The 22,618-nt window shown below is 29.1% G+C and carries 19 protein-coding genes and 1 tRNA gene; 6 read left to right on the top strand and 14 right to left on the bottom strand.

Translation table 11 applies throughout. From position 1 onward, the window contains the following. Positions 1 to 77: 77 nt before the first annotated feature. The 4 genes from murC to ACX6CF_RS09555 all read left to right on the top strand — a co-directional run bounded on the left by murC (position 78) and on the right by ACX6CF_RS09555 (position 4,147). Positions 78 to 1,457, top strand: a complete 1,380-nt coding sequence (gene murC, locus ACX6CF_RS09570) for a UDP-N-acetylmuramate--L-alanine ligase (protein WP_458785103.1) — start codon at positions 78 to 80, stop codon at positions 1,455 to 1,457. 429 nt (positions 1,458 to 1,886) lie between these two features. Beyond that, positions 1,887 to 2,963, top strand: a complete 1,077-nt coding sequence (locus tag ACX6CF_RS09565) for a DnaD domain protein (RefSeq protein ID WP_458785102.1) — start codon at positions 1,887 to 1,889, stop codon at positions 2,961 to 2,963. 20 nt (positions 2,964 to 2,983) lie between these two features. After that, positions 2,984 to 3,973 (top strand): ATP-binding protein, encoded by a 990-nt coding sequence (locus ACX6CF_RS09560; RefSeq protein WP_458785101.1) that lies wholly within the window; start codon positions 2,984 to 2,986, stop codon positions 3,971 to 3,973. Positions 3,974 to 4,073: 100 nt separating this feature from the next. Beyond that, positions 4,074 to 4,147: transfer RNA gene (locus ACX6CF_RS09555), tRNA-Arg, on the top strand. Positions 4,148 to 4,240: 93 nt separating this feature from the next. On the opposite strand, the gene ACX6CF_RS09550 is transcribed toward ACX6CF_RS09555, so the two are convergent. The 7 genes from ACX6CF_RS09550 to ACX6CF_RS09520 all read right to left on the bottom strand — a co-directional run bounded on the left by ACX6CF_RS09550 (position 4,241) and on the right by ACX6CF_RS09520 (position 11,598). Next, positions 4,241 to 4,423 carry a helix-turn-helix domain-containing protein gene (locus ACX6CF_RS09550; RefSeq protein ID WP_458785134.1) on the bottom strand — a complete coding sequence of 61 codons (183 nt, stop codon included), beginning with the start codon at positions 4,421 to 4,423 and terminating at the stop codon, positions 4,241 to 4,243. A gap of 51 nt (positions 4,424 to 4,474) precedes the next feature. Beyond that, positions 4,475 to 7,201, bottom strand: a complete 2,727-nt coding sequence (locus ACX6CF_RS09545; protein ID WP_458785100.1) for an AAA family ATPase — start codon at positions 7,199 to 7,201, stop codon at positions 4,475 to 4,477. Between the two features lies 1 nt (position 7,202). Next, on the bottom strand, positions 7,203 to 8,291 hold the full coding sequence (locus tag ACX6CF_RS09540) for a metallophosphoesterase family protein (protein ID WP_458785099.1): 1,089 nt from the start codon (positions 8,289 to 8,291) through the stop codon (positions 7,203 to 7,205). 98 nt (positions 8,292 to 8,389) lie between these two features. Beyond that, positions 8,390 to 9,463, bottom strand: a complete 1,074-nt coding sequence (locus tag ACX6CF_RS09535; protein ID WP_458785098.1) for a 6-phosphofructokinase — start codon at positions 9,461 to 9,463, stop codon at positions 8,390 to 8,392. Between the two features lie 118 nt (positions 9,464 to 9,581). Then, a complete protein-coding gene (locus tag ACX6CF_RS09530; RefSeq protein ID WP_458785097.1) occupies positions 9,582 to 10,109 on the bottom strand; it encodes a hypothetical protein in 528 nt (175 codons plus the stop codon). Further along, complete coding sequence (locus ACX6CF_RS09525) at positions 10,100 to 10,705, bottom strand: J domain-containing protein (RefSeq protein ID WP_458785096.1); 606 nt, start codon at positions 10,703 to 10,705, stop codon at positions 10,100 to 10,102. Before ACX6CF_RS09525 ends, ACX6CF_RS09530 begins: the two co-directional genes overlap by 10 nt. Before the next feature lie 41 nt (positions 10,706 to 10,746). Then, complete coding sequence (locus ACX6CF_RS09520; protein ID WP_458785095.1) at positions 10,747 to 11,598, bottom strand: DUF5685 family protein; 852 nt, start codon at positions 11,596 to 11,598, stop codon at positions 10,747 to 10,749. 494 nt (positions 11,599 to 12,092) lie between these two features. On the opposite strand from ACX6CF_RS09520, the gene ACX6CF_RS09515 reads away from it, so the two are divergent. Further along, on the top strand, positions 12,093 to 12,851 hold the full coding sequence (locus tag ACX6CF_RS09515; protein ID WP_458785094.1) for a GntR family transcriptional regulator: 759 nt from the start codon (positions 12,093 to 12,095) through the stop codon (positions 12,849 to 12,851). A gap of 99 nt (positions 12,852 to 12,950) precedes the next feature. On the opposite strand, the gene ACX6CF_RS09510 is transcribed toward ACX6CF_RS09515, so the two are convergent. From ACX6CF_RS09510 to asnS, 4 genes are all read right to left on the bottom strand, one after another. Continuing rightward, entirely contained in the window at positions 12,951 to 13,976 is a 1,026-nt protein-coding gene (locus ACX6CF_RS09510; protein ID WP_458785093.1) for a M42 family metallopeptidase, read from the bottom strand. Positions 13,977 to 14,031: 55 nt separating this feature from the next. Further along, on the bottom strand, positions 14,032 to 14,886 hold the full coding sequence (locus ACX6CF_RS09505; RefSeq protein WP_458785092.1) for a mechanosensitive ion channel family protein: 855 nt from the start codon (positions 14,884 to 14,886) through the stop codon (positions 14,032 to 14,034). A gap of 60 nt (positions 14,887 to 14,946) precedes the next feature. Continuing rightward, on the bottom strand, positions 14,947 to 16,791 hold the full coding sequence (locus ACX6CF_RS09500) for a hypothetical protein (RefSeq protein WP_458785091.1): 1,845 nt from the start codon (positions 16,789 to 16,791) through the stop codon (positions 14,947 to 14,949). Between the two features lie 258 nt (positions 16,792 to 17,049). Further along, positions 17,050 to 18,441: an asparagine--tRNA ligase gene (gene asnS / locus ACX6CF_RS09495; RefSeq protein WP_458785090.1), complete on the bottom strand. Its 1,392-nt coding sequence runs from the start codon at positions 18,439 to 18,441 to the stop codon at positions 17,050 to 17,052. Positions 18,442 to 18,774: 333 nt separating this feature from the next. On the opposite strand from asnS, the gene ACX6CF_RS09490 reads away from it, so the two are divergent. Beyond that, positions 18,775 to 19,890, top strand: coding sequence for an aminopeptidase (locus tag ACX6CF_RS09490; protein ID WP_458785089.1), 1,116 nt, complete (start codon positions 18,775 to 18,777; stop codon positions 19,888 to 19,890). A 121-nt stretch (positions 19,891 to 20,011) separates the two neighbouring features. On the opposite strand, the gene ACX6CF_RS09485 is transcribed toward ACX6CF_RS09490, so the two are convergent. The 3 genes from ACX6CF_RS09485 to ACX6CF_RS09475 form a co-directional block, all read right to left on the bottom strand. Further along, positions 20,012 to 20,500, bottom strand: a complete 489-nt coding sequence (locus tag ACX6CF_RS09485; protein WP_458785088.1) for a QueT transporter family protein — start codon at positions 20,498 to 20,500, stop codon at positions 20,012 to 20,014. 288 nt (positions 20,501 to 20,788) lie between these two features. Further along, positions 20,789 to 21,472 carry a hypothetical protein gene (locus ACX6CF_RS09480; RefSeq protein ID WP_458785087.1) on the bottom strand — a complete coding sequence of 228 codons (684 nt, stop codon included), beginning with the start codon at positions 21,470 to 21,472 and terminating at the stop codon, positions 20,789 to 20,791. Positions 21,473 to 21,566: 94 nt separating this feature from the next. Continuing rightward, positions 21,567 to 22,618: hypothetical protein (locus ACX6CF_RS09475; RefSeq protein WP_458785086.1), on the bottom strand; the 1,052-nt coding region annotated here is incomplete at its 5' end.

Here is a 22,618-nt window from a genome sequence, read left to right as displayed (position 1 = left end):
GTAGAAGTTTCATATATCATAAAAATATAGAAATTAAAATTTCCTAATATAATAATAAAAATGAGGAGTGTTCAGTAATGTATACAATCGATTTTAATAAGCCATTAGATGTTCATTTTATAGGAATTGGCGGCATAAGCATGAGTGGTTTAGCAGAAATTTTACATCAAAAAAGTTTTAAGATAACTGGTTCTGATATAAAAACCACGCAAACAACAAAAAAATTAGAAGCACTTGGTATGCAAGTATTTTTGGGTCATAGAGCTTCCAATATTTCTGATGATACTGATTTAGTAATCTATACAGCAGCTGTCAAAGAAGATAATATAGAATATATAACTGCCAAAGAGAAAGGTATTCCATTAATAGGAAGAGCTGAATTACTTGGACAAATCATGAAAACATATAATTATCCAATTGCAGTATCTGGTACTCACGGAAAAACTACAACTACTTCAATGGTTTCACATATTCTCCTTCAAGGACAGAAAGATCCTACCATATCAGTAGGTGGAATACTTAATGTGATTGATGGAAATATTCGTGTTGGCCATTCTGATTATTTTGTTACCGAATCATGCGAATACTGCGATAGTTTTTTGAGGTTCAATCCTTTTATTTCTATTATACTTAATATAGAAGAAGATCATCTTGATTACTTTAAAGATATTAACCATATAAGACAATCTTTCAAATCCTTTGCTGATAAATTACCTGATAATGGTTATTTAATAATTAATGGTGATATCGATAATTATGAAGAAATAATCACTGATCTTGATTGCAATATTATTACTTACGGAAAAAATCAAGGCAATGATTATCATGCTGAAAATATAAAATATAATGAATATGGTTATCCAACATATGACCTTATGTTTAATGGTAAAAAAATAGAAGAAATCAATTTGCAGGTCAACGGTATACATAATGTATACAACTCTTTAGCTGCTATTGCTGCCAGTAATTGCCTTAATATTGATATAGTTGATATAAAACAAGGCTTATTGAATTTTACCGGCACAAACAGGAGATTTGAATATAAAGGAAATATCAGAGGCGTAAATGTTATAGATGATTATGCTCATCATCCAACTGAAATATCCGCTACACTGTCAGCTGCAACAAAATATCCTCATAATAAATTGTGGGTTGTATTTCAACCACATACTTATTCAAGAACAAAAGCTTTCTTGAAGAACTTTGCATATTCATTAAGTTCTGCCGATAATATTATATTAACAGATATTTATTCAGATAGAGAAAAAAATACTGGCGAAATTCATTCAAAAGACTTATTATCTGAACTTACTAAACTTGGAAAGCAAGCTTTTTATTTCTCTTCTTTTGACGAAATAGAGACTTTTTTACTTCAGAATTGTTATCCAAATGACCTGTTGATAACTATGGGAGCAGGAGACGTGAGAATTATAGGAGAAGAACTAATTAAAGGATAGTTGTCCACACTATCCACAATGTTGTCAACAGGTGAGCTGTGGTTAGTTAATGGCTAAATGGTTTACATAATATTAATGAGGTTGCTTATAATTATTTTTTCAACACTTGATTTTTAGATATTATTACAGACTTCTAACATATGTAAATAAGTTATGTAAAACTTTATCCACACTATCCACAAAGTTATCAACAGGTAAATGTTAATGTTTTGTTAAACAATATACTCCAAATGTTAAAAAAACTATTACTTTCAACATTTTAACAGTAAATTTTCTGACATATTATAGAGTTTTCTGAAAACATTATTTACCACACAAATATTATTTTTTATGTTATACTAAGAGCGATTTATTTATTACGGAACCTTATTAAGTTAAATAACCAAAGCTTAGTTTACATAAAATATTGTCGGAAGGAAGATTTATTATATGAGTATGATTACTCTTTATCCACAAAATATTAATCAGTTTACTTTGATACCTAATAAATTCATTGATAAATTCTTATCAAACTCTAATGGAGATTTTGTAAGAGTGTATTTACTAATTATTAGATACGCATCAAAAAATCTGCAATCACTATCAATGTTAGATATTGCAGACCAGCTTCACCTAACTGAAACAGATGTCATAAGGGCTATTGGATACTGGGAATCAAGCAATGTTATGACAATAGAATATGATGATAAGAAGATTATAAAATCAATAAAATTCAATGACCTTACAAATATAAATAGTATAGATACTATTGTGGATACACATCAAGAAACTGCTGCCACATCTAAACAGTTAGAAGCAAGAATTAATGTTTCCACGAAACCTCAATATAAAATGGATGAAATTACTACTTTTATGAGTAGGCAGAATTATAAACAACTGATTTACATAACTCAAAAGTATCTTGGAAAAATGTTAACCCAACAAGATGTCAATACTTTGATAGGATTCAATGATTGGTTGGGTCTTCCTTTTGAAGTTATTGAACTTCTTATAGAGTATTGCGTTTCCAACAATCATAGAAACATGAACTATATTGAGAAAGTAGCAATCAACTGGGCTGATGAAGGCATCAATACCATAGCCAAGGCAGAAAATAGAATTGAGACTTTTAACAGTAATTATTTTAAAATCTTGAAATCTCTTGGTATCGGTGATAGGAATCCGACTCCAAAACAGATTACATATATGAAGAGATGGTTGAATGATTACAACCTATCTATAGAAATTATTATAGAAGCTTGTAATAGGACAATGGAAACCATTAACCAACCTCAGTTTAGTTATATTGATGCTATAGTTAAAAACTGGCATAAGAGCAACGTAAAAACTCTTAAGAATATTACTGACCTTGATGAAAAACACCAGTCAAAATCCAATACTAAGAAAACAGAAAACACTAAAAATCAGTCAAAATTCATTAATTATGATCAACGTACATATAATTTTGATGAATTAGAGAAAAAAGCTATGGAATTACTTATTAAAGAAACAGATGAAAGCTATTAAAAGAAAGGAAGAGCTATATTATGAATCTAAAACGTTCTCAATATAAGTTAATCATGCAGAAATACGAAAAGAAACAGCTTAGCATTAAGCATGAAATCACTAAAAGAAAAGAAGAAATCTACAATAGAATACCTCTTATAAAAGTTTTAGATGATGAGATAGCTTCTAGTAGTGTCAATACTACATATTATATTATTGAGCATCCAGATGAGGCAGAACAAAAGATAGAGCAACTGCAAGAAAGTAATTTCATTCTATCAGGCAAGAAAATTCGTTTATTATTAGATCATGGATATCCAGAGGATTATCTACAATCAAAATATGATTGTAACTTGTGTAAAGATACAGGTTATATCGGTAATGAGAAATGTATTTGTCTAAAACAAGCTATGATTAATGTTGCTTATGAACAGTCGAATATTAAAAATATTATAAACGAGGAAAATTTCAGTACTTTTTCCTTTGACTACTATTCAAATAAGATTGATTCAAGATTCAATCTATCTCCATTAGAAAACATACGTATCATATATGGAAAATGCAAGAAATTCGTCAATCACTTTGATTCTGATTTTACAAATATTATTTTGTTTGGACAAGCAGGTCTTGGTAAGACTTTTTTATGTAACTGTATCGCAAAATCTTTGCTGGATAGTTCACATACGGTTATTTATCTGACCTCGTTTCAGTTATTTAAGTTATTTGAAGATTATAAGTTCAATAATGGTGATGAAAAAGTCCCTGAAGAACAGATTGAATCTATTTTTGATTGTGACCTGTTAATAATTGATGACCTTGGAACTGAGTTCAACAATCGATTTACAGGAGTCGAATTATTCAATTGTCTGAATACAAGATTATTGAATAAGAAATCTACATTGATATCCACTAACTTATCACCAACAGATTGGTCAAAACAGTACTCAGATAGAATTGTTTCACGTATATTCGGTAACTATGAACCCCTTAAAATCTTTGGTTCAGATATACGATTGAAGAAATATCGATAGGATTGCTAATACATAGGGGTATTATATCATATAGATATTGACTATTGTGATTTTAGTGATATAATAGGTTAGGTAAAAAACTTAATATGTTTTTCAATACGCACGTGTGGCTCAATTGGATAGAGCATCTGACTTCGGATCAGAGGGTTGTGGGTTCAAGTCCTACCACGTGCGTTAAAAAATGGGTAACGATTTTATCAGCTTTGTAGCTATCGTTACCCTATTGTTTTTCATTTTTTTAGTAATTTTTCGGTATTTAAAGGTTCATCAATCTTTATAATCCTTCCTATATCTACCTGGTGTAGTCCCTATCAACTGCTTAAATCTTCTAATAAAGCTTGTCACATTATTATAACCAACTTCTTCTGCTATTTGATTAATGGTCATTTTAGTTGAAACTAACAAATCTTTAGCTTTTTCAATCTTCAATGATGTCGTATAATCCTGTATAGTAGATTGATTTTACCCATTAATTTATCCCCAATAAAAATAATTTTGATCCTACAAAGCTATATAATTAAACTCCATATTTAGCGCTTTCAATATTTCTTCTTCTCTCCTATGACATGATAATATAATTATCTGCCTGTTTAGATCACCTATAGTTTTCATAACCATCTTTAACCTATCATTATCGTATTGGACAAAGCAATCATCTAATATTAGGGGTAGAGATTTATCCTCTTTAATAATATCAATAAGTCCCAACCTCAATCCAAAATACATCTGGTCGATTGTTCCTTTGCTTAAGGAATCTATAGCGATTAATTCATGGTTTTCAGGCTCATATGTAAGTATCTCCATATTAGGATTAATCTTAATATCATTATACTTTTTGTTAGTAATATTACTAATTATATCAGATACTTTTTCATTTAATTTTGGCGCAAAATTATTCTGTATATCTTTTGATATATTCTCTATTGCATCTCTTGCCATAGTTAGAGCTTTAATTTTCTTATCATATTCAATTTTTTTATTGGACTTATTTGATATATCCTCTTCAATATCTACTATAGGTCTAACATCTTTCTGTAAATTAACTATTTTAGTCTCATAAGAAGTTATATCTTTGCTTATATGTAAAATATCATTTACAAGATTGTCCTGTTCTAATAATAATTCATCTTTAGATTTATCAGTTGTCAAATATGTCAGATTATACTTTGTTAACTTTTGTTCCAACTCTTCTAAAGTATTATCCCCAAGTAATCTACTTAACAATTCTTTTTTATTACTGATGGTACTTAAAATTTTATGATATAAATACTTTTTATCTTTTACTTGTTGTAACTCTTTTTCACCTTGAACATTGTACTTATCAGTTATGTCTTTGATTTCTTTACTCAACTTATCTATTTCTTCACTGATACTATTAAATTTTGCTGACCTAGTATTTTTATCTTCATTTTTATGATTTATATTTTTCTTAGTATCTTTAAAAGTCTCATATTTTTCTTTTACTAAGTTTATGTTATTGATATCTAGCTTCTGTGTATCCAACAATAGGTTTACATAATATGTTAACCTTTCTTCTTTTTGTTTTTTTTCATGTTCTAATCTCTCTAGGTCACTAGTCGCTTTTATATGCCTTTTTTTATTATCTTCATGAATTACATTCATATGAAGTACTTTATCTTTTAGTTTTCTCAGCTCTATAAGTTCTTTACATTGATGTTTTTTCAATATTTCATCTTGCTTTCGTACAATTTCATCTAGTCTATTTTGTTTTTTTTCTTCTGTGGATTTCATTCTATTCATTTCATTAACCAGAACATCTATTTTACCCTTATTTTTTCTATAACTCATTGTGGTATATATAGACATACCCGCGAACACTACAGATATAGCTGTAGCTATGATTTGATCAAATATGATACCACTTCCCAAAAGACCAGCAAATATTAAAAATGCTATTAAAGATATTAATTTGCCTTGTTTTTGATTAGCCAGCATATCTTTGTATTTTTGTTCTTTTAATTCAGATTCAGCTGATTTGCTATATTTGATCTCTTTTCGCTCTTCTTCAAATCTAGTATACTCATATTCATCTTCTATAAGACTATTATTGTCATTTCCACTATTTAAATTTGTCTTAAGTTCCCTTATCAATTCTTTTGATTCATTACATTTTTTCACCATATCATTATAGATATTATACTGGGAAGCTATACTGTCAATATCACTTAAATCCTCCTTTTCTAACATCTTGACTTGATTATATATCTCATATTGTCCTTTTATATAATTCTCTATTTCTGTTAGCTCAGATTTTAATTCATCATACTGTTGTTTACATAACTCTACAGTATTAAGTTTCTTAATAGCTCCATCAATAAGTTCTATATCAACATCTTTAAATTGTTCTATGGCTTTTAATTCAGAAGTCTTATTATCTATATACTCTTTTAACTGTAATCCTTCTTCATATGTTTTTTTAATTTCCTCTTTACTAAGATAACTAAGTAATTCCTCATTATCTTTTTTTCTCTTTTCCATTTCCTTTAATCTATTATTAATATCATTCAATTCTTCTTGATTTCCTATTACTTGTTGCCATACTTTTTCCGCTTCTGCTTTTTCTTTTTTCAGCTGTTTGATCTCTACACTCAGCTTACCATATGGCGTTGTCTTTTTTCTACCAGCAGTACCTATTTCATCTAATTTCTTATTTAGTTTATCAACAACATTTCTTATAGATATTTCTTCATCCTTGCTTTCGCCTAGATTGATTAGGCTATCTTTTACTTCTTTTACCAAATCCTCTGAAGTCTTACTACTTAACTGACCTATACTTATTGTATTATTGAATGTTGATTTGTTGATACCTACGTGTTTAGATGCTGGTTGATATAATTTTATGGAACTATCGTATTCAAAACTTTCAGTAATATTTCCCCCAGTACTATCATCAAAGATTTCAACCTTATCGCTACGCTTCATAAAATTTCTCTCGATACGGTATTCTTTTCCAAGATGTTTATATACTAATATTCCCTTATATTTATTACTGTTATTCCATGGTAAAAATCTATCATAATCTAATGTGAACTGCTTATTTTTCCTATATGGTTTGTAAAACCCATAAAACATCCCTTCAATGAATTTATGTATAGTTGATTTTCCGGCTTCATTATCTCCATATATCAAATTTATACCTTCTGATAAATTAATTTCTTTATCTTGGTATTTTCCAAAACTTATTACTTTCATTTTATCTATATACAATTTAGTTCACCTTCTCACTTAGTAAAGCTTCAATACCTTCATATAAGGCTAATTTTGATATTTCATCTTGGGTATTTTGTTTCTCCATATATTCAATGTATTTACCTATAACATTATTTTCATTTTCCAGTTTTAATTTATCAAGATCATAATCTGGTGTAGTATTATCTATTATCTCAGCATATATCACATATTCTTCTACTCTATCTTTTATGTATTTTGCATCAAACAATATGTCTTTGTCCCTTATCCCATTCAAGTTGAATCTATATAGATTCTTAAATTCATAATCACTAACTATAAGTCTAATTTTTTCTATTATATCTTCAATTGTCATATCGTCATCAACCCTGACATCTATTGCAACGAATTCCCTTTTTGAAAAAGGTAAGAACTCAACATCTAATTCATCTTTACTAATATTACCTTCTATAATACCATGTGTACCTGTTTCACCAAAATCAAGAGGTTCAGGGCTACCTGGATAAGCAATATTATTCTCAATAAAATCATGCTTATGTATATGACCAAGAGCTACATAATCAAATTTTTTACTTATTAGATTATTCTTATCTATAGGTAAATAATTGGATTTTTGATATATATCACCATGAGCTAATAGTATATTGATTCTATCTCTGTTTTCAACTTCTATATCTTTAAAAAGATTATCTTTTATTTCTTTCTTGTTCCAACTTAATCCATATATATCAACATTCAATTCATCTAATGAAATTCTCTCTGTATTTGTATCCATTATGTAAACATTGTTAGCCCAATCCATTATCTTGTAATAAGATTTGTTGTTTATTATTGGATCGTGATTACCTGCAATTATTATTACTTTGGAATTAATTTTCCTAAAGCTATTATTAATTTCTTTTAGTTCTCCTATTGTTATATACTCGTCTTCAAATACATCCCCACTAATGAGTAATAGATCTGCTTGTATTTCTCCTGCTCTCTTAACGATATTCAAAAATGTTTCTTTTATCTCATTTCTACGTTTTTTTGCAAACACACTTGAAAAGCTGGCACTTTTGAATTCCATACCAATATGTATATCACCTGTATGAATAAACTTTATCATATACCCGTTCCCCTTTCTAACAATATTTTACTTTATATTAATCACTTAGTCACGTATAACTTTTTAAAGCATAAAAAAAGAGAGCTTTCACTACTCCCTTAATCTCCAAAACTCGCCTCAACCAATTTGCCGGTACTTATTAGTAAGTTATCTTTTTCAACTAATTTCAATTTACCAGCTATTTCTTTTAACGGTGTTGCCCATAATTTATTATTAACAACTGAAACTGTTTTTCCGTAGTCTTTGTTAGCTATCATTTCAGCTGCATATGCTCCAAGTTTTGTTGCTAATATTCTATCGTATGGCGAAGGTGAACCTCCTCTTTGTTGATGCCCAGGGATGGTTACTCTTGTTTCTAGACCTAATGCTTCATTGATTTGTTTAGCCAATCTATAGGATACTGATGGGTATTTCATTTTTTCTCTTAGTTTTCTAAGCTCTTTTTTCTTCATACTGGATTCTTCAACTGAAAGTGCCCCTTCTGAAACTGCTAATATAGAAAAGTTTTTACCTGATGAATGTCTTCTGTCTAATGATGCTATAACTTTATTTATATCATAGGGTATTTCAGGAATTAGAATTACGTCTGCTCCGCCAGCAACTCCTGCATGTAATGTTAACCATCCTGCCTTATGACCCATCAATTCTACCAACATAACTCTATCATGAGAATCTGCCGTTGTATGGATACGGTCAATTACCTCAGTTGCAATGTCTACTGCACTATGGAATCCAAATGTTACATCTGTTCCCCATATATCGTTATCGATAGTCTTTGGAAGTGCAATTACATTAAGACCTTCTTCCCTAAGTAAATTAGCATTTTTGTGTGTTCCGTTTCCTCCCAGTGTAACTAAGCAGTCCAATTTCATTTTTTCATAATTATTTATCATATTTTTAACTTTATCAATATTATCTTCTTCTATTTTTCTCATTTTCTTGAATGGTGTTCTAGATGTACCGAGTATTGTTCCACCTCTAACAAGTATTCCAGAGAAATCTCGTGGAGTCATGACTTGATAATTACAATGTATTAAGCCTTTAAAACCATCTTTAATACCGATTATCTCACAATCAATCATACCATAAGAAGCTCTTGCTACCCCTCTGATTGCTGCGTTCAAACCAGGACAGTCTCCCCCACTTGTTACAATTCCAATTCTTTGTTTCATCAAAACCACTCCGTTAATTTATTTAATTCAACTTATATAATTAATGTAATATATATTATCACCTAAAACATATATTTACATTCAAGATATTGTAGTTCTTCATAATTATCAAATATGCTTATAGATATTTTTTTAACCTTGGCTTTATTCTATTTGCATATACATGAAGAAAGTATCCTAGAAAGTAATCATATGCAACGAAGAATACTTCTGCTGATAATACAACCCACCATGTTGCATTAAAAGGCATAACAGTTACGAACTGTTTCATAACAAAATAATAACTCACCAACATAATATTGAAAAAGACTATTTTTAATATCACTTCTATAATAACCGATAAACTTTTACGATTTATTAAAATCTCAATTAAGTATTTGACTATACTATATAGTCCAAAAAATGCTATATATGTTATGATTTGAATTTTATCTGGTACTAATATCAATGCAAGAAGACTTGATGCTATATAAAAGGTCACACCACTAGCTAAATTGAATTCAATAATTACTACGCCTATTATAATAGCTGCTACTGCAAATATAATTATCGTATTACTAACAAATATTGTACTGGACATCAGTATAATCTGATTGATTGCCAGTAATATTCCTAGATATGCCAATCTTTTTGTTTTTAGCAACATGAAATTAAATCGCCTCCAAGACATTCGCACAAGCAATCTGCACATATAAGTTGTGAACAGCAACCGCAAGTGTCTGAATTATTGTTTCCTCTATTATATTGATATGCTCTGGTATTATATCCAGTCTGAACATTTTGAAGTCTTGTCAAATGATTTTTGTACTCCATGTTAGTAGGAGCCATATTCACGGCTGTTCTAGCATATTCAAATCCTTGGTTGGTATAACCTGTCCCAACAAGGCAAATACTCATTAAATAATACCATTCCGCATTCTTATCACTCATATTATTTAGCATGTTCATTGCATCCTGGAATCTTCTTACTTGAATGTAACTTCTTATATTTACATATTCTGAGGATGTATAACCTGATGAAGAATTACCACTATTATAACTAGCATTTGAGTAATCGCTATTGTTCATTAGTGATTCATATGCTTCTTGAACTTCTCTGAATTTTTCTTCAGCAAGGTCGTTTAATGGGTTGTCTGTATATCTATCTGGATGATATTTTTTTGCTAATTCTCTATATGCTTTTTTTATTTCATCTTTACTTGCTCCTCGTTCTATTCCTAATACTTCATATGGGTCTGTCATTGTCTTTTCCTCCTAGTAAGAATTTAATTGATTTCTTAGATTTAATTCAACTTATCTATATTGCTGCATTTTTTACAGTCTTCCCTATTAAATATAATTCTCATTTTATTTTTAATTCCAGAATATATTATATTATCTAGAATGGGTTTTTCATTCACCAAAGGTAATTTATCAAGTTCATTATCTAAAAAGGATAGATTAAGATTCAATAGATTCTTGGCATATTCTTCTATATTATCTTTTTTACATAAATTAAAAGGATTATAACTTTTATTTTTCTTGTCTTTTTCAATATCATCATAAGCATCTAAAATATAAATATATTTTCCCAAATATAAACCAATATTATTTAAGTATTGTTTCCAATGGTCTTGTTTGTAAATCATGAGTTCTCCCATTAATTGTCCAAAAACATTTGATACTTTTTCTATATCACTGCAATTAGCTTTTTCTAGTTCTTCTAATTCTTCTATGAATTTAATTATGATTTGATTTTTTTCTGGATATCTTTTCTTTGCCTTTCTATATCCTCTATTAAATAACATCATAGCCAAAAGACTTTTTATACTTCTTTCATCTTTCCAATCATCTTTTAGATTATTATATGCTAACATAATATTCAAGGCTGCACAATATTCACTTACGTCATTACCAATCATCAGTTGCTTATTCTGAGGATGCGCTACACATCTACAATTAGAGCAATTATTTACTGGTTCATATAGGGAAGTAAGGATAATAACAAGGTATGTCATATCATAGTTCAAGGTAAGTCTACTAAGATTCCCATAATTATGTTTTAATGCCATACAGAGTCCACAATAATATCCTTTGTATGTCATATATTCTCTCACTTTTAATTCAGGTTTATCAATCTGCACATATCCAAACATTTTTAGTCCTCTCTATTATTAATTTAGAACAATAAAGTACAAAATCAAGGTAACTGTTAAGCTTTTTCCAAATAATACCGATATATTATATACATAAAAGACATTAAAAATCTTAATATTATTAGTATAAAGCATAAGCTATAAAAGCTCAACACTACAATTATTAATTTTTTGTGTACAATTTCTATGTACTCCTGTAAAGGGAAGTTTCTAAAATTAAGCACATAAATGTTTAAATGCTATATCAAATTTGTATAAAAGAAATTTCATTTTATATAAAAATCATAATTATATTTATAAAATATTTTTTTAAAGAAAAGATTAGCTTATTTTTAGGGCAAAATCGCTAGTATACTAACATTTTTATATAGCAATTTTTAACTATAATAACATTTAATGAAATTATCCCTTGCTTTTTTCTCCAATTATTGTAAAATAGGTGTTGTAGCAGATAAACCTTATACTAAAAATATAATAAAGTAGGGTGATGAATTATGGCAAGTATTGATAGTTTTAAAAAGTATACCGTTAACAAGTCAACTCCTATTCCTCTGTACTTTCAATTCAAAAATATTTTGATTGAAATGATGAAGGATGAAGTTTTAAAACCAGGTGATATGATACCTACTGAGTTTGAGCTATGTGATATTTATGGTATAAGCAGGACGACAATCAGACAAGCATTAACTGAATTAGTTAATGAAGGTAAGTTTTATCGTGTAAAAGGAAGAGGTACTTTTGTTGCTCAGACCAAAATCAAACATGATTTTACTCAGAAGGCAGAGAGCTTTGATAATGAAATGTTACGATATGGATATACCCCTAGTACTAAGGTTTTAGATTTCAAGGTAGTATCCGCTACCCCAGAAGTTGCATCTGCTTTAAATCTCGCACCAAATACAGACGTTATCTATTTAAAGAGGCTCCGATTTGTGAATGATGAACCACTAAAGATTTCTCAAACTTATTTACCTTATTCATTTTGTAAACATATTCTCGATAATAATATGAATGAAGAATCACTATATAGCATACTATCTAGCAATATTAATACTAAAGTTTATAAAATAATTAAAGAAATGGAAGCTGTTGTTCCTACTAAGGAAGATTGTGAATTACTCGAAATCAATAAGACAACTGCAATACAATTATTTCATGTAAAAGGTTATAATAAATTTGAGACACCTGTAGAGTACACTGTCTCTAGATTTAGAGGAGATAAGAATATTTTCTCTGTAGAACAGTTTGTTTAGTCAACGGTAGGTAAATGCAAAAACCTCAGGTTAATTCCTGAGGTTTTTACTTTTTATGCAAATATGTAATGCCGATACCTTAACTATTAACCTCTAAACTTACTTCACATATACTAATAACAGTTCTAACGTATTTAAAACGCCCTCTATATGAGTTCTTTCCATACCATGGGATGCATGTACCCCTGGCCCTATAAGAGCCCCTCTGATGTTGTTTCCTGCCCTCAAAGCAGCAGATGCATCTGAACCATAGTTAGGATAAACATCTATTGCATATCCAATCTCATTTTCTTTTGCTATACGTACTAATTCATTAACCATATTATAATCATATGGACCTGATGAATCTTTCACACATATGGATACATCATGTTCAGTACAACAAAGGTCATCACCCATAGCACCCATATCAATGGCAATCATTTCAGTTATATCTTGTGGAATGTAAGATGAACCATGTCCCACTTCTTCATATGTGGAAATAAATATTTTTAATGTGTTATTAGGTATGATATCATTATCTTTTATGTATTTCATTAAAGCAAATATAGTTGCTATGCCTGCTTTATCATCTAGATGTCTAGATTTTATATAACCACTTTCAGTTATTTTTACCCTAGGATCAAAAGCAATGAAATTTCCCACTTCTATTCCTAGTTTCTCTACATCTTCTTTTGATGATACGCTCTCATCTATTCTTACTTCCATATTTTCTTCTATTCTTTTATGCTCTGATGCATCAGAAAATACGTGGACTGATGGTTTTGTAGTAAGTATAGTACCGTCATAAACTTTTCCATCTCTTGTAAAGATTTTACAATATTCACCTTCGATGCTGTTCATAAGATATCCACCTATACTAGTAAACCTGATAGTTCCATTAGATTTTATTGACCTTACCATAGCACCCAAAGTATCCACATGTGCTGATAATCCTAGAACTTCTTTATTTTTACCATCAATCTTTATAACTCCACAGCCTTTATTGGTAAATTCCATGCTATAGCCCATGCTGTTAGTTTCTTCTTCTATGAGACTCATGATGTTTTGACAGAATCCACTAGGGCTTTCTGTCTCTAGTATTTTTTTTATGAAATCAAGAATATAATCTTTGTACTGTTCCATTTACTCATCTCCTCATATTCTAAGTTTAACAATTATTATGATCTTTTTTACCTTGTTACCCCTTAATGATATTACCTTCATTGTTAACAATATTTACATCCATGTGAGGATAAGGTATTGAGATATTAACTTCGTCAAACTTAATTTTAATTTGTTCAATTAGATCAAATTTCACTTGTAAGTAATCTTTTGTTTTACACCATACCAATACAGCAAAATTGACTGAACTATCTCCATGTTCACTTATATTAATGTATGGTTCTCTATCCTTAAGTATTAGTGCATGTTTGTCAATAACTTCCTTTATTGCCTTCTTAACTGCATAGGTATCTTCTTCATAAGCTACACCAAAAGTTAAATCAACTCTTCTGATATCCATTGTTGAGTGATTTGTTATGCTACTGTTAGATAAACTACCATTTGGTACAGTTATTACTTTATTATCTCTTGTTCTAAGTGTTGTATAGAATACTTGAATATCTTCTACTATACCCTCATGTCCAAATGCTTTTTCTTCAATGAAATCCCCTATTTTAAATGGTCTTAACAGTAATATCAGTATTCCTCCTGTAAGGTTAGCAAGACTTCCTTGTAGTGCCATACCAATACCAATACCAGTTGCTCCAAGAACCGCTATAAGCGAAGTCATAGGAACCTCCAGATTTTCCATTATTATAATGCCAAGTAAGATTTTTAGTATTAGTCTTGTAGCTGATAATAAAAATTTTGATAACGATACATCTACTTTTGATTTCTTTAAAAACTTCTCCATCAACTTAACTAGATACTTAATTATTTTTGATCCAATAATTAATATAAGTAAGCTCATTAAGATTTTAAAACCATATGCGGTCAATATTTCTAATGCTTTAATTTTAATTTTGTCAAATTCTTGTATAACTGTTTCCATAATGTATTCCTTTCTTTAGTAATTTACTTATCTACATCAATTAATGAATAAAATAATTTTCTATAGATTAGCATCTGCATTTTTATTGTCTATATCTTTATCTTGTAATAATATAATTGGAGATATATCCCTCCATTTATTTATTGCTACTTCTTTTTTGTAGACTTTATCCAAATAAGAATATTTTATTGAAAATACGTACTCTTCGTCATTAGCTAATTTTAGAGAAATATATTTACCATCATATGAACAGTATTTAATCCCTACTTCTTTTCTGCTGGTGATTATATCTCTATATTCTAATTGGTCTAAAATACCATTTATATCTTTTTCTGAAAGTCCGTATATATTATCTTCAACAAAATTATCAGTTATAGTTTTTATATTGAATCCAGGATGATTAATGCTAAAAGTGTATAAATCGTTAATGCCTGTAGCTACAATCTCCCATTTGTCTTTCTTCTTTTCTAAAGCGAATCTCTCATAACTTTGATAATTATTAGCATCTGAGGCTATTACAAAAGCGTACTTGCCATCAGTATTCATATATCTTATAAATACCTCACAAGAAAAATACTCTGTAATACTCTTTTCTATATCCATATCATAAAATACTTTTGTATCTAGTGGTTTGATAAATCCATAACTTGAATAGTCCTTCTTATCAATAAAATCATAATTGACCTTATCTACTACTGCATATTTATTATCATCTATCTCGTATGCAACCATATAGTTTTTATCTGTGTAATTATATAAAAAATTCATCCTGTCATAAACATCTTCAGGTATGCCCAGATTATATTTTAGGACTATATCTTTTATAGAAACAGACACATTGCTGGCTATATTATAAGGATTATTCAAGTAAACAACATATTCATCATTTGGCAATTTTTCTACTTGTTCAAGTAATAAGGTGCAATAATTTTTAATTTTGCCAAGAATAAGTTTGTTTTTCTCATTTATTATATCTTTTTTATTATAATGAGTAATATATTTACCATAATTATTTAGAACGTAATCAATTTTATTCTCGTCTGTCAGTATTAATATATTTTTTATAATTTCTTCATCTTCTATAAGTATATCGGTTAGTATCAATTCTATATCTTTGCTTGATATTATTGTTTTATCAATAAGTTCCAAAGCCTTCTTTTTACTATTGTCAACATCATTTTTGTATATACCATATAGTTCGTCGCTTTTAAACTTCCCAATATCTACTAGTAATTGTGTTGTTTTTTCTTTATCAATGATTAAATCAATAACTACCTTATCAATTTCCATATTAATACTATCAATAGTCACTATATCCGGTATATCAAAATCATCTAAGCTTATCTTCAACATTTCTCTATTTTCGATTAATCTATCCATTATAGAATCTTCTATAGATTTCGGTAATGATAAAAATTTCTTATTCCTTAGTTCCATGTTGCTAAAAGCAATTATTATCTCTCTTTTATTAGTCTCTAGGTGTATATCCATTGAAATTGGTATATTTATACCATGCATTGTCGTATTAATATATGCTTTGCTTTCCTTAGTATTAATAAAGCCGTTATTAATGCTGTAACCTTTTGTTATATTCATCTCTTCAATCTTATCATTGAATGATGTTGTAATAACGTCTAAAGGTATTTCTATAGATATATTGTTATCTTGAATTTCTATAATCTTTTCTAGATCATTACCCTTAAAATATCCATTGAATTTCATTTGATTAAAAGCAACTGTAAACGATGAATTATGCAAATATATTAATAGGATCACTACAAATAATACAATAAGTGTTACAAAACAAAAACCTACTGTTATAGCCTTTTTATATATTGTTTTTTTATCTATAGTTTTAGCATCCTGTAAATTTTTAGTGTCAATTTCCTTTACCTTTTTTCCCATTAATTTATTACTTTGTTTTAATCTAACAAAGTTAACCTCCTAATAATTATTACTATTATAGATATTCTTATTTGGATACGAGTATATTATATAGTTTGTTATGCTATAAAACAAGTCAGTTTTATTATAATTATCGCCAATTTTACTTATATTTACAATAAATCATTAAAAATATAAATTACGAAACAAAAAAACCCGTAATTCCAGTGTGGAAAAACGAGTTTTAAAAACAATATTATATCTTAATAGGTTTATTTTTTAGATATCACAATTATTTACTGTTCTTGGGAATGGAATTACGTCTCTTATGTTACCCATACCGGTTATATACATAATCATACGCTCAAATCCTAATCCAAATCCAGCATGGTCACATCCACCATATTTTCTTATATCTAGATACCACCAATAATCTTCTTCATTTAATCCTATATCTTTCATCTTAGCTACAAGTTTATCGTAATTTTCTTCTCTTTGGCTTCCACCAATGATTTCACCAACACCTGGAACTAATAAATCCATAGCAGCTACTGTTTTATTATCTTCATTTAACTTCATATAGAAAGCTTTTATTTCTTTTGGATAGTCAGTAACAAATACAGGCTTTTGGAAAACTTTTTCAGTTATATACCTTTCATGCTCTGTTTGAAGATCTGCTCCCCATTTTACAGGGAAATCAAATTTTTCTCCGCTTTTTTCTAGAAGTTCTACCGCTTCGGTATAAGTAATTCTTTCAAACTTATTGTTAAGTACATTATCAAGTCTTTCTGATAAACCTTTATCAATAAATTTATTGAAGAATTCCATTTCTTCTGGTGCATTTTCTTTAACATAAGCAATAATATATTTAATCATTTCTTCTGCTATATCCATGTCATCAATTAAATCCGCAAATGCCATTTCTGGTTCAATCATCCAGAATTCTGCTGCGTGTCTTGCAGTGTTAGAATTTTCTGCTCTAAATGTTGGACCAAACGTATACACATTTCTAAATGCCATTGCATAAGTTTCAACATTAAGCTGTCCACTAACTGTAAGATTGGTTTCTTTACCAAAGAAGTCTTGTTTCAAATCTATGTTTCCTTCTTCGTCTTTTGGCACGTTATTCAAATCAAGTGTAGTAGCTCTGAACATTTCCCCTGCACCCTCACAGTCACTACCTGTAAGAATTGGTGTATGAACATATACAAATCCTTTGTCTGTAAAGAATCTGTGTATTGCCTGCGCTACAACTGAACGTATCCTGAATACTGCTGAAAAAGTGTTAGTTCTTGGTCTAAGATGAGAAATGGTTCTTAGATATTCGAATGTATGTCTTTTCTTTTGTAATGGATAATCTGATGTTGATGTACCTTCTATCTGTACATTAGTTGCTTGCATTTCAAAAGGTTGTTTTGCACCTGGTGTTTCTATAAATTTACCTTTTACAATAATTGATGAACCCACATTTAACTTAGATACTTCATCAAAATTTTCTAATTCATTATTGATTACTACTTGAAGATTATTAAAAAATGTCCCATCATTAAGAATAATGAATCCAAAGGCTTTTGAAGCTCTAACGCTTCTTATCCAACCTGAGACTGTTATTTCTTTATCTGCATATTGGCTTGTATTTCTAAATAATTCTTTTACTGATGTATAATTCATTATGGTTCTCCTTCCTTTCAAACTTTCTAATTGGTATTATACCATAGTCATTCAAATTTTTTTACATCTAAATAAATAATTTTTTAGATTACAACTTAAATTATTAAAGTTATGAGTCTCTTAAATAATATTTATTATAAGTATAACCAAATAACTTATTTTTTTTACCTAATTATGATATACTAATTAGTAATTCACGGTGGAAAAATAAATATAATTTAATGTTGGTGTTTATAATTATAGAAGGATAGTAATTAATATAAAAATGATTCTTATATTACCGTGTACCACAAGAAAAGTTTAATATTTATAATACGAAAGGACGGATATATAATGGATTCAAGAATTGTAAAGTTAGCAAAAATTTTAGTTAATTATTCTTGCAAAGTCAAAAAAGGAGATAAAGTTTTAATACAGCATGTTGGTGATTCTACATTACCTCTTACTAAGCAATTAATTAAAGAAATATATGCTGTTGGAGGTATCCCATTTGAAAAGCATGTAGATGAATCTGTTCAAAGGGAATTACTATTAAATTGTAATAAAGAACAGATAGACCTAATGGCTGAATCTTATTTAACGATTATGAGAGAAATGGATTGTTACATTGGTATCAGAGCTTCTAATAACGTAAATGAGTTAAGCGATGTTCCAAGTGATAAAAGAGGATTATTTGAGATGTATCATTTTACTCCTGTACACAGAGATGTTCGTGTTCCTGATACACGTTGGGTTGTTATGAGATATCCTAATAATTCTATGGCTCAACTTGCCAATACTAGTCTTGAAGATTTTGAAGACTTTTATTTTAACGTTTGTACTCTTGATTATGGAAAGATGTCAAAAGCTATGGATAATCTAGTTGATCTTATGAATAAAACTGATAAAGTAAGAATCGTTGGTGAAGGAACTGATATTTCATTCTCAATCAAAGGTCTTCCTGCTATCAAGTGTGATGGAGGATGCAATATCCCTGATGGTGAAGTATACTCAGCACCTGTTAAAGATTCAGTTAACGGTGTTATCAGTTATAATACCCCTGCAGTCTATAGAGGTTTTACTTATGAAAATATTGTTTTCGAGTTCAAAAATGGTAAAATCATAAAGGCTACTGCTAATGATACAGAAAAAATCAATGCTGTACTTGATACAGATGAGGGTGCTAGATATATAGGAGAATTTGCTATAGGTGTTAATCCATTCATCATTAATCCTCTAAAAGACACTCTTTTTGATGAAAAGATTATGGGTAGTATCCACTTCACACCTGGTAATTCCTATGATGACTGCGATAATGAAAACCATTCAGCTATCCATTGGGATTTAGTTTATATTCAGACTCCTGATTTTGGTGGCGGAGAAATTTATTTTGATGACGTTCTTATTAGAAAAGATGGTATGTTTGTAGTACCAGAACTTGAGTGTTTGAATCCTGAGAATCTTAAATAAATATATATAATTTTAGTTTATTTCATTAAAAAAGCGCTGTATAGCGCTTTTTTTAACCTCTAGAATTTCTTTAATTATATAACTCATCTAATTTATATTTATAGCATTGTATCTAACAATACTAAACTATTCTATTATGATTATTAAATAGATTGTTTTTCTGCAAGAAAAGCAAGAGTGGTAATCCAAGACCATAACAAGCTATTGTTTGTCCTATAGCAACAAATATCATTAGTGATATTAGTGGTAAGGGTAATGCATATGCATATTTTAGGATTGATCCTACTACTATACCATTGATTACTATTGGTGGAATAGGTACTAGATATTTATATCGTCTTAACATATATACTAACACTGATGATAGTAATGATGCCAAACTTCCAAATATTATATCGTAGATTATTGCACCACCTAAAAAGTTACCAAGCAAACATCCCACAAATAATCCAGGAATAGCAGCTGGTGTAAAGAATGGTAAAATTGTGAGTGCTTCTGCAATCCTAATTTGTACTTCTCCAAAGCTTATTGGTCTAAAAGCTAATGTGAGTACAATATAAATAGCCGCAATCAAACCTGCTTGCGTTAAAAACTTTGTACTTCTATTCATTTTATGTTCCTCCCTAGTTTTGTTTAGTGTCAGGATGGTTTCGAACTGACGATAAAATAATAGCATATTTCCCTTTATTAGAAAAGGACATTTATCACATTTTATATTAATGCGGGAAACTTCTTAGTATGAAATGTAAAGATGATGGAATAATGGTACTATCCATTGGTATAGTAGTTGTATTGGTTGAGACAATAATATTACTATTACCAATCTGGCTATAAGAATTCAAGATAACTACTATTTAGCCTATCAATTAAGATAGGCTTTTATGTACTAATCAGTGCTTTAACGATGATTAGATAATCGTGAAATTTTGTCTTTTATTCTGTTAGCTCCTTCAAAACGATAAGTACTATAAAAAGGAACTTCTTCATTGTAATATAGACTCCATGCATGATGAAGTACATAAGCATAGTGTTCTTCCTGCTTATTTCCAGCTACAAGCATATCATTTTCTTCAAGGCTTAATTGATCATAATAACTTAATGCTATATCATAATAATGATTCGATTGCTTATGATTATAAAATACACAAATATCCCCTAAACATTCATAATAACATGCCAGATCAAATTCACGGTTATGTAATTCTTCGTATAAAAATTTAATAGTAACTACTTTCTTCTCATAGGATAATAATTTATATGTATAGTTTTTTGCTATAAGTTGAACATATTCATCAGATATATCATCAACAAATGTATAAAATATACAGCTACTGGTACCATATGAAAATAGCAATTTCAAGAAATCTCCTATACCATCCCTAAATGTATCTAGCTCTTTATAGTCAAATTGTGTTATAGCTCCAACAAAAGGGATTACTTCACAAAATCTAGCTAAATCTGATAGTTGCTCTTGTGTAAAACCACGTATAGAACCTCTTGTCCTCTTTTTAATTTTAAAGATATTGTGATAAACTTTATCAAAAAGTGCATATACATTCACATTCAAATCCATATCTAACATAATAACCTCCATACATATAAATTCAATCCCCAATAAAGTAGGCTAATCCTACTGAAAAGCTCGAGAATTCTCATTCTACTACTGAATATCTTTATTAGTTACCCTTAAATAAGTGTACGCCATTATCTTCAATTTTGGGAATTTGATTATGCCCTAAGTATTGAGTTTGATTTATCATGGGCAGAGGGAATAATCTCCAATTCAGGTTATTTTCATAACGCATATATTCAAGATTTTGTTTTGCAAATACTCCATATCTTAATTCGGTGTGGAATATGGTTTTACTATTTGGATTTAATAAAACAAATAAATAAAAACCTGTTAAATCACAATTTCTAGCTGTATATTGGTATGTTTCCTTCCAAAAACGAGATACATTACCTTTAGTACCTTTATCAATCCGATAGACTAATAGTAGTTTATTTGTCTCTAGGCTAAGAAATGCTTTGTATTTCCCTCTACCTTTTCGCATTATATTTTTTATTGTAGCATATTCAATATGTCTAGTACCACTACGAATAATGGGAAAGTTATCAGCAAATTTTAAATCTTGTTCAAACACATGACACTTCATAATAGTCATACTGCTATCTAATCCACTAACATCTGGCAAGTATTTCTCAAAAATATCTATGATAGAATCCCACTTTGATGCAATAGTATTCCAATTAGCAGCAAGAATTACAATCAAACCTAAACCTATAGCAGTATCAACAATATTTCCTACAGGCACTTTTAGTGCTGCTCCAAATGCAATTAAAGCGTACTCAACAGCTTGGGGAAGATTTAATGCCTTTAAGTCATCTGCTAAACTTGCATCATAACTAGCACTCATCGGTTTACTATAGTACAAATCCTTAGCTAAACAATTATATGTGTTAATTGACCCATCAACATATTTAGTATGATATTCTAATAAAGAAGTATTACCTTTGTTGTATTCGACTTGTATAACTTCAATGAATTCTTTTCTTGCTTCTGGCGTCAATTTATGAAACAAATCTTTACATAACAAATTAATATTGACATCGCTATTTGTAGTAGATGCATATGAATATGTATTTGGTAAAGATAAAGTAATTGACAAAACAAGAATTAAACAAATTGCTTTTTTAATATTATATTTTTTCATATTAACTATCATTC

Source organism: Vallitalea sediminicola, assembly GCF_054408565.1.
This window is presented reverse-complemented; position numbering and strand designations above follow the sequence as displayed.

What these genes read in the sequence shown, in the direction of transcription:
- murC (WP_458785103.1), top strand. Translation starts at nt 78, where the DNA reads ATGTATACAATCGATTTTAATAAGCCATTAGATGTTCATTTTATAGGA.
- ACX6CF_RS09565 (WP_458785102.1), top strand. Translation starts at nt 1,887, where the DNA reads ATGAGTATGATTACTCTTTATCCACAAAATATTAATCAGTTTACTTTG.
- ACX6CF_RS09560 (WP_458785101.1), top strand. Translation starts at nt 2,984, where the DNA reads ATGAATCTAAAACGTTCTCAATATAAGTTAATCATGCAGAAATACGAA.
- ACX6CF_RS09540 (WP_458785099.1), bottom strand. Translation starts at nt 8,291, where the DNA reads ATGATAAAGTTTATTCATACAGGTGATATACATATTGGTATGGAATTC.
- ACX6CF_RS09535 (WP_458785098.1), bottom strand. Translation starts at nt 9,463, where the DNA reads ATGAAACAAAGAATTGGAATTGTAACAAGTGGGGGAGACTGTCCTGGT.
- ACX6CF_RS09530 (WP_458785097.1), bottom strand. Translation starts at nt 10,109, where the DNA reads ATGTTGCTAAAAACAAAAAGATTGGCATATCTAGGAATATTACTGGCA.
- ACX6CF_RS09525 (WP_458785096.1), bottom strand. Translation starts at nt 10,705, where the DNA reads ATGACAGACCCATATGAAGTATTAGGAATAGAACGAGGAGCAAGTAAA.
- ACX6CF_RS09520 (WP_458785095.1), bottom strand. Translation starts at nt 11,598, where the DNA reads ATGTTTGGATATGTGCAGATTGATAAACCTGAATTAAAAGTGAGAGAA.
- ACX6CF_RS09515 (WP_458785094.1), top strand. Translation starts at nt 12,093, where the DNA reads ATGGCAAGTATTGATAGTTTTAAAAAGTATACCGTTAACAAGTCAACT.
- ACX6CF_RS09510 (WP_458785093.1), bottom strand. Translation starts at nt 13,976, where the DNA reads ATGGAACAGTACAAAGATTATATTCTTGATTTCATAAAAAAAATACTA.
- ACX6CF_RS09505 (WP_458785092.1), bottom strand. Translation starts at nt 14,886, where the DNA reads ATGGAAACAGTTATACAAGAATTTGACAAAATTAAAATTAAAGCATTA.
- ACX6CF_RS09500 (WP_458785091.1), bottom strand. Translation starts at nt 16,791, where the DNA reads ATGGGAAAAAAGGTAAAGGAAATTGACACTAAAAATTTACAGGATGCT.
- asnS (WP_458785090.1), bottom strand. Translation starts at nt 18,441, where the DNA reads ATGAATTATACATCAGTAAAAGAATTATTTAGAAATACAAGCCAATAT.
- ACX6CF_RS09490 (WP_458785089.1), top strand. Translation starts at nt 18,775, where the DNA reads ATGGATTCAAGAATTGTAAAGTTAGCAAAAATTTTAGTTAATTATTCT.
- ACX6CF_RS09485 (WP_458785088.1), bottom strand. Translation starts at nt 20,500, where the DNA reads ATGAATAGAAGTACAAAGTTTTTAACGCAAGCAGGTTTGATTGCGGCT.
- ACX6CF_RS09480 (WP_458785087.1), bottom strand. Translation starts at nt 21,472, where the DNA reads ATGTTAGATATGGATTTGAATGTGAATGTATATGCACTTTTTGATAAA.